7 protein-coding genes are annotated in these 7,499 nt (G+C 68.6%); 5 read left to right on the forward strand and 2 right to left on the reverse strand.

Annotation, left to right across the window (positions count from 1 at the left end):
• Positions 1-120: 120 nt before the first annotated feature.
• Positions 121-582 carry a GNAT family N-acetyltransferase gene (locus AB0I73_RS39395; protein ID WP_363045204.1) on the reverse strand — a complete coding sequence of 154 codons (462 nt, stop codon included), beginning with the start codon at positions 580-582 and terminating at the stop codon, positions 121-123.
• Positions 583-1,367: 785 nt separating this feature from the next.
• On the opposite strand from AB0I73_RS39395, the gene AB0I73_RS39400 reads away from it, so the two are divergent.
• The 4 genes from AB0I73_RS39400 to AB0I73_RS39415 all read left to right on the forward strand — a co-directional run bounded on the left by AB0I73_RS39400 (position 1,368) and on the right by AB0I73_RS39415 (position 4,803).
• Positions 1,368-1,547: a hypothetical protein gene (locus tag AB0I73_RS39400; protein WP_363045205.1), complete on the forward strand. Its 180-nt coding sequence runs from the start codon at positions 1,368-1,370 to the stop codon at positions 1,545-1,547.
• 155 nt (positions 1,548-1,702) lie between these two features.
• On the forward strand, positions 1,703-2,671 hold the full coding sequence (locus tag AB0I73_RS39405; protein WP_363045209.1) for a DUF1152 domain-containing protein: 969 nt from the start codon (positions 1,703-1,705) through the stop codon (positions 2,669-2,671).
• A gap of 191 nt (positions 2,672-2,862) precedes the next feature.
• Positions 2,863-4,005: a serine hydrolase domain-containing protein gene (locus tag AB0I73_RS39410; RefSeq protein ID WP_363045206.1), complete on the forward strand. Its 1,143-nt coding sequence runs from the start codon at positions 2,863-2,865 to the stop codon at positions 4,003-4,005.
• 294 nt (positions 4,006-4,299) lie between these two features.
• Positions 4,300-4,803 (forward strand): lamin tail domain-containing protein, encoded by a 504-nt coding sequence (locus AB0I73_RS39415; RefSeq protein ID WP_363045207.1) that lies wholly within the window; start codon positions 4,300-4,302, stop codon positions 4,801-4,803.
• A 113-nt stretch (positions 4,804-4,916) separates the two neighbouring features.
• Here the strand turns inward: AB0I73_RS39415 and AB0I73_RS39420 are convergent, their stop codons facing one another.
• On the reverse strand, positions 4,917-5,855 hold the full coding sequence (locus AB0I73_RS39420; protein WP_363045208.1) for a hypothetical protein: 939 nt from the start codon (positions 5,853-5,855) through the stop codon (positions 4,917-4,919).
• A gap of 312 nt (positions 5,856-6,167) precedes the next feature.
• Here AB0I73_RS39420 and AB0I73_RS39425 point away from each other — a divergent pair, with 312 nt between their 5' ends.
• Positions 6,168-7,373 carry an IS256 family transposase gene (locus AB0I73_RS39425; RefSeq protein ID WP_363045210.1) on the forward strand — a complete coding sequence of 402 codons (1,206 nt, stop codon included), beginning with the start codon at positions 6,168-6,170 and terminating at the stop codon, positions 7,371-7,373.
• Positions 7,374-7,499 lie beyond the last annotated feature (126 nt).

The following is a 7,499-nucleotide window of genomic DNA, read 5'->3' on the forward strand; positions in this document are numbered from 1 at the left end:
ACGGGAGGTCTACCAGCTCATCGCCACTCCGAGCCCCGCAGCCAGCCGCGCACGTGCCGCAATCGCTACTTGACATCCATAGGGGCATCAGTGCCCGCGGCAAGCGGGCCCGGTCGGCGGTTACGGGATCAAAAACTCCAGCTCGGGCCGGCCCCACGCCACCGCGGGCGGGTTCGCGGAGACGGCTCCGGTGAGCAGCGCGCCCACGCTGCGGTAGAACCCCTCGGCCGGAGGATGCGACACGACGCGGACACGGTCCAGCCCCGCCGCACGCGCCTCGGACTTCATGTGCTCGACGAGCAGCCGCCCGATGCCGCGGCGCTGCGACCCGTCGGCGACGAAGAGCAGGTCCAGCTCCGGCGGCGCGAGGACCAGCGAATAGAAACCGAGCACCCCGCCCGCGGGATCATCGGTGTCGACGGCCACGAAGACCCGGTGGGCCTCGATGTAGTCGGGACCGACGCGGTAGCCCGCGACCATCGCCGCATACGGGCCCTTGTAGGCGCGTGAGCCGCGCACGAGCCGCGTGAGCCGCTTGGCGTCCCGGGCGACGGCCTGTCGTACGGCGTTCGCACCAGGCATAGATGTAACACTCGACTTCATGCAGAGAGTATTACGCATCCGGAAGAGGGCTTACGGGGCGGGTAGGAGCGATGAAGCCACCGTGGGCGTACCGGGCGGGGCAACGGCCGTCCAGTCACGTAAACAGGCGGACTGCGCCCGTTGATCCCGTGATCGAGGAGCCAGTCAGGCGGGTCCGGCCGGGCAGCGACGCCACGCCGACGTTCGGTTTCCGGCGTTTCTCGTCGGCGATCCACCGCCGGGCGCGCTCCAGGTCACGCAGCTGCACGCGTTCCAAGGAGCGCAGCAACAGCAGGCGCGTTAGACCTGCTTCGTTCGCACGTTCGACCCTCGTCTGCGAAGAGACCGGCACCGTGGTGAGGACGTGGCCGGACCAAGCGTGATCGCCTGCCCATCCTGGACGCCGTCGCGAGCGGGCCACCCCCGAGACCCAGCGAGCAACAGCGCTGCTGGCCGCGCGCCGCGCCTGTGAGGCGGCCGGGCTCACCGACCTCGACTGGATCGCCGCAGGACTCACCGCCCTGGCCGAAGGCCGCCCGCTGCCGCCGCCCCTCGACGACCCGGCCCGGGCGTGGCGGGCCCTGGAGTCCGATGCGCGTGTCCCCGACAGGACCGTCAGCTGGGCCGTCCCGCCCAAGCGGCTCCCCTTTCAGCCACCCGCCCGTGACGACGCGTACGCGCTGACGCCCAAGCCCTTGTCGGTCCCGCGGATCGCAGATCCCGCAGCCGCCTCGGCGAAACTACCGAGCCCTTCCGCACCGCCGACGCCGCAGCCCGGGGAAGCGATGCCGTACACGGTGAGGGGCACGTTCGGCGAGCCGAGCCCGTCCCTGCGGATGGCCCAGCCCCACATGGCCCTGCCCGCACTGCTCGGCGCTGCCGAGGCCGACCCGCTCCGGGCGGCCCTGGACGCGGTGTACGCGGCTGTGGCCGCCTACGGCGAGGATCACCGGACACTCCTGTAAGAGATCCGGTCCGCGTGCCAGGGAATGTGAAGGGACGTCGGCCGCGGGGGAAGCTGCCGTTCTGACGCCCGGGTGTGCCCGCCGCCGCTGTGCCCGACGGCGGTGACGGCCGCCTGCCGAACCCGCCCCACCCGGGCCGGCGCTCACAGACGACAATGGTCGCCGTGCCGTCTCTCCACACCAACCCGCTCTTCACCCGGCTCGCCGACTCCGACCGGATCCTGGTCGCGGGAGCCGGCGGCGGCTTCGACATCTACTCCGGACTGCCGCTGGCTCTCTGCCTCCTGCACCAGGGCAGGGACGTGTACTTCGCGAACCTGTCCTTCAGCGCACTCGCCGGTCTCCCCGCCGACAACTGGGCCGCGGACGATCTGGCCATCGTCACTCCCAACACCGCTCCGCACCAGAGCTACTTCCCCGAACGGACCCTTGCCCAGTGGCTGCACCGGCACGGCTACCCGCCCACCGTGTACGCCTTTCCTCAGACCGGTGTGCGCCCGCTGCGCGCTGCTTACCGAGCGCTGATCGAACGGCACGCCATCGACGCCGTGGTGCTGGTCGACGGCGGCACGGACATCCTGCTGCGCGGTGACGAAGCCGGCCTCGGCACACCGGAGGAGGACCTCACCAGTGTGGCCGCGCTCGCTGCGTTGGACGACGTACCGAATCGGCTTGTGGTGTCGGTCGGGTTCGGGGTGGACGCCTACCACGGCGTCAACCACGTGCAGGTACTGGAGAACATCGCCGCCCTGGAGCGCGAAGGCGCCTACCTCGGGGCGTTCTCCCTGCCGCGCGCGACCCGTGAGGGCGCGCTGTACCTGGACGCGGTGGCGCACGCCCAGCAGCACACCCCCGACCGCCCCAGCATCGTGAACGGTTCCATCGCGGCAGCCGTGCAAGGCGCCTTCGGCGACGTCCGGTTCACCGACCGCACCCGGGGCAGCGAGCTGTTCGTCAACCCGCTGATGGCGCTGTACTTTGCGTTCGAGCTGCCGGGTCTGGCGTCCCGCTGTCTGTACCTCGACTGCATCGAGGACACCTACCTGATGCGCCAAGTGCACTCCCGCATCGCAGAGTTCCGTGAAACGACGGTGACCCGCCCGCCCCGCAGTTTCCCTCACTGACGGACCGCTTCGGGGCATGGTGGTGCTGGCTGTACCGCCAGCTGGCGTGCTGGCCCCATCGTGCCGCCCCGGGCTTCTTCCTACGTTGGCAGGCACAGGGGATTCGCCCCTGTGCCCCCACTTCGAGGAGCCGGACAACCGTGGCAGCAACGACCAGGACCCGACCCCGAAACCCACTCGGCTGCCGCATCGTGACCACCACCCTGGTCACCGTGCTCGCTGGCCTCGGCCTGATGACCCCGGCGGCCGGCGCCACCGAGACGGCTCGGAACCCCCTGCGGCAGCAGGCGGACGCGATACAGCGGACGGGCACCGTGGGCGTGATCGCCCGGTCCACCGACCCGCACGGTTCCCGCTACGTCACCGCCGGCGTCGCCGACCAGCGGACGGGGCGCGCCGTACACCCCCACGACAAGTTCCGCATCGCCAGTGCCACCAAGACCTTCGTGTCCACGGTCGTGCTGCAACTGGTCGGCGAGGGACGCCTCTTCCTCGACGACACCGTCGAGTCCCTGTTGCCGGGAGTGGTGACCGGCCATGGCAACGACGGCAGCAGGATCACCGTCCGGCAGTTGCTGAACCACACCAGCGGCCTGTTCAACTACACTGCCGACTTTCCCACGCTCACCGATGCCGCGGCCTTCCGGGCAGGGCGCTTCGACGCCTGGACGGACTCCCGGCTCGTGGCCATCGCCATGCGGCACGCGCCGAACTTCGAGCCCGGCACCCGGTGGGAGTACTCCAACACCAACTACACCCTCGCCGGAATGATCATCGAGAGGACGACCGGGCACAGTTGGCAGCACGAGGTGACACGGCGCATCATCCGCCCCCTGGGCCTGCGCGACACCTCCGCCCCCGTCACCCACCCGGCCGTCCCGGGCCGCCACTTGAGGGGATACTCCGCCTTCGGCGGGGACCGGCCGATCGACGTCACACTCCTCAATCCGAGCGGTGCCGGTGCCGCCGGCGGCATGATCAGCACCACCGCCGACCTGACCAGGTTCTACTCGGCGCTGATGCGGGGCAGGCTGATCGCGCCCGCCGAACTGACCGAGATGAAGACGACGGTACGGGCCGAGGAACTGGACGTGGTCTGGCCCGGCGCACGCTACGGACTCGGCCTGATGCGGGTCGACCTCACCTGCGGCGGGAGCTACTACAGCCATGCCGGGGACATCCCCGGCTACATGACCCGCAACGGGTTCAGCGAGGACGGCCGCCACGTGGTCGTCGTGGGGGCGACCGGCGACGGCTCCGCCCCCGACCTCACCACCATGGAGGTCACCAACACCCTGATCGACGAGCAACTGTGCGCCACCAAGTCTCGGTAGCACCTTCATGTCCGACAGAAGGCAGGGATCGCCACCGCGGGCCGGGCCCGGCACCCCTGTCGGGGGATGCTGTTGGTCAATTTGGGCCCAGTTGCTTCGCCCCGTCGCCATGAACCGCTCCGGATCTGACGGAGGCTCCGATGCGCCCCTCGCGGCGGGACACCCCGCGTCGAAGGGCCACACGGCAGCGCCAAACAGCCTCGTGATCACAGTTTCTCCCCTACCTCTCCATGCAATGATCACCCCCGGTATGCTCCAGGGCGTTCCATTCGCACCACTGAGGGGGGATTCCTCATGCGCATCCGCCGCACCCTGCCCGCCGCCGCGACCGCCGCCGCCGTCACTGCGCTCAGCCTCGCCGCGACCGCTCCAGCGCAGGCCGCCGAGTACTCCTCGGCGCTGAAGATCAAGGGCATCCAGTACGACGCCCCCGGCCGGGACTCCAACAAGTGCTCGGGTGGCAACACCCACAAGGAGTACCTGACGATCAAGAACTACTCGAAGACGGCGAAAGTGAACCTGAAGGGCTACGTCGTCAAGGACGCCGCCGGCAACAAGTTCACCTTCAAGAACAGCCACACCCTCGAGCCCGGTGACTACGTCCACCTGCGCGGCGGCCGGGGCACCGACTCCGACGCCAAGAACGTCGCCTACCGCCAGAACTGCAACTTCCTGTGGAACAACGACAAGGACACCATCTACTTCTACAAGCCCTCCGGAGCCCGCGCCGACGTCCACGCCTACACCAAGAAGGCCAACGACCGCGACGGCAACGGCTACATCACCTACCACGGCTGAACCAGCCCTCTTCGCCAGACACAGCGGCGCCCCACCCGGCTTCACGGGCGGGGACGCCGCCCGTCGCCTCCGGCCGTGTGCACCTCGTGCCCGAGCTCCAGGGCAGGGCGTCTTCAGTTCTTGCGGATGCGGTGAGCCCTGGCCACAAGTCTCCGGGGCAGCTTCGGCCCTGCACATGCGTAGTCGATCAGCAGGTTCCGGTAGGCGATGTTCGCGAGCTCCGGCGCCAGGGCGATCAGAGCCCTCAAGTCGTCGGACGAGCCGGAAAGGCGTGTGCAGTAGGCGGCGCCCGCCGCGCGCAGGGAGACTTCGTGAGGTTCGTATTCCAGGCCCTGTTCGACAAGGCTCACGGCTGCGGCGAAGTCACCCTGCGCGGCACGCACGTCCGCCAGGTCCAGATAGAGCGACCAGTTGGCGCAGTCCAGGGCCAAGGCGCATTCGAAAGCCGCCGCAGCCTGGTCCAGGTCACCCATCACACGCCAGGTGGTCGCTCGCGCGACTGCGGCCCACATGACCCGGTCGACGGCATCGGCACGGTCGCACAGGGCGAAGGCCAGCTCGTAGCGGCCGCAGGACCGGGGCAGCCGGGCCATGGAAGCCAGCGACTCCGGGACGGGATCCCGTTCGGACACCACCTCGAGGGCATGGAACCAGGGCGCGAACCGCTCACGCATCTCATCGGTGTCCAGTTCGTGGCCGTAGTCCAACGTCCGCAGACACGCCTCGGCCAGCGCCTGGGCACTCACCGCGCCGAGAAAGCGCGCATCGCCGAACCAGGGTGCAGCGCCCCATGCCACGTCGGGCCGCGCACCCGTGACCGAACCAAGGGCCATCACCGCGTCGTCCACGTCCCCTTCGAGGAACAGGAAGTACGCCCGTGCTGGCACAGCGCTCAAGGAGCCGTCCCCTTCGAGGCTCTCCTCAAGTTCCGAGCGCCGGTCCCGCCACAACTCGGCGAGGGCCGCATAGGGCTCCGGGGCTGCCGGTGCTGCGGCTATCGCCCCCACCAGAAACTTCACGGCGCCGGCCGGACTTCCGCCGCAGTGCGCCATTACACCAGCGAGACCGACTCCCCACGCCACTGACTGATTCGACATCGCCGAAGAATATCCATGGCCAAAGGGTCTGTACGTCCTTCCGCTTGGACGGCGGTACCGCAGCCGGCGACCCGACGTGACGGCACCCTCGGCGGCAATGACGCCACACAGAGGCCGACGATCACCGCAGTCGGGAGTGTCTAATCAACGGCGGATCTGATGATCAAGGAGACGCCAGAGATGACCGACACCGTCGTTGAGCCTGAGCCCGCTGAGCAGCCGGTCCAGGCGCCGTCGAGTACGACGACGGACGAGCAGTTGATCGCGATGCTGGTGGACCGCGCCCGTACGGACGGGTTGCAGCTGACCGGCGAGGGCGGGCTGCTGCAGATGCTGACCAAGCGGGTGCTGGAGTCCGCCCTGGAGGGCGAGATCACCGATCACCTCGGCTACGAGAAGCACGATCCGGCCGGGAAGAACAACGGCAACAGCCGCAACGGGACGCGGGCGAAGACCGTGCTGACCGACGTCGGCCCGGTCGAGGTCAAAGTGCCACGGGACACGGCCGGCAGCTTCGAGCCGCAGCTCGTCAAGAAGCGGCAGCGGCGCCTGACCGGAGTCGATGAGATGGTGCTGTCCCTGTCCGCGAAGGGGCTTACGCACGGCGAGATCTCCGCGCACCTGGCCGAGGTCTACGGCGCCGAGGTGTCCAAGCAGACCATCTCCACCATCACCGACAAGGTGATGGACGGCATGGCCGAATGGCAGAACCGTCCGCTCGACCGTGTCTACCCGGTCCTGTTCGTGGACGCCATCAACGTCAAGATCAGAGACGGACAGGTCGCGAACCGCCCGATCTACGTGGTGATGGCGGTGACCGTGGACGGCACCCGCGACATCCTCGGGATCTGGGCCGGCGACGGCGGCGAGGGTGCCAAGTACTGGCTGCACGTGTTCACCGAGCTGAAGAACCGCGGCCTGGACGACGTCCTGATGCTCGTCTGCGACGGGCTCAAGGGCCTGCCCGAGGCGGTCGAGACCGTCTGGCCCCGCACCATTGTCCAGACCTGCGTGGTTCACCTCCTGCGCAACAGCTTCCGTTACGCGGCTCGCCAGGACTGGGACAAGGTCGCCAAGGCTCTCAAGCCCGTCTACACCGCCCCCAGTGAGGACGCGGCCATGGAGCGGTTCCTGGAGTTCCAGGAGGCGTGGGGCCGGAAGTATCCGGCGATCGTGAAGCTGTGGTCGGACGCCTGGGCCGAGTTCGTGCCCTTCCTCTCCTTCGACGTCGAGATCCGCAAGGTGATCTGCTCGACGAACGCGATCGAGAGCGTCAACGCCCGCATACGCAAGGCCGTCCGGGCCCGCGGCCACTTCCCCAACGAAGCCGCCGCCCTCAAGTGCGTCTACATGGCACTGATGAGCCTGGACCCGACGGGGAAGGGCCGCAAGCGGTGGACCATGCGCTGGAAGGCACCCCTGAACGCCTTCCAGATCGCCTTCGAGGGCCGCCTGACCCCGAGCAACAGCTGACCACTCAACAACCAAGATCAGCCGTTAAATTGGCCCTGTCTCACTTTCGGTGGTGACGGAGCGTGTCGTTATCCGAGGAGGATGCGGTGGCGAAGAAGGGTGAAGCCTGCTCGTCCGTGCATCTGG

It is taken from the genome of Streptomyces sp. NPDC050388, from assembly GCF_040655635.1.
Taxonomy (GTDB): domain Bacteria; phylum Actinomycetota; class Actinomycetes; order Streptomycetales; family Streptomycetaceae; genus Streptomyces.

What these genes read in the sequence shown, in the direction of transcription:
- AB0I73_RS39395 (WP_363045204.1), bottom strand. Translation starts at nt 582, where the DNA reads ATGCCTGGTGCGAACGCCGTACGACAGGCCGTCGCCCGGGACGCCAAG.
- AB0I73_RS39400 (WP_363045205.1), top strand. Translation starts at nt 1,368, where the DNA reads ATGCCGTACACGGTGAGGGGCACGTTCGGCGAGCCGAGCCCGTCCCTG.
- AB0I73_RS39405 (WP_363045209.1), top strand. Translation starts at nt 1,703, where the DNA reads ATGGTCGCCGTGCCGTCTCTCCACACCAACCCGCTCTTCACCCGGCTC.
- AB0I73_RS39415 (WP_363045207.1), top strand. Translation starts at nt 4,300, where the DNA reads ATGCGCATCCGCCGCACCCTGCCCGCCGCCGCGACCGCCGCCGCCGTC.
- AB0I73_RS39420 (WP_363045208.1), bottom strand. Translation starts at nt 5,855, where the DNA reads ATGGCGCACTGCGGCGGAAGTCCGGCCGGCGCCGTGAAGTTTCTGGTG.
- AB0I73_RS39425 (WP_363045210.1), top strand. Translation starts at nt 6,168, where the DNA reads ATGCTGGTGGACCGCGCCCGTACGGACGGGTTGCAGCTGACCGGCGAG.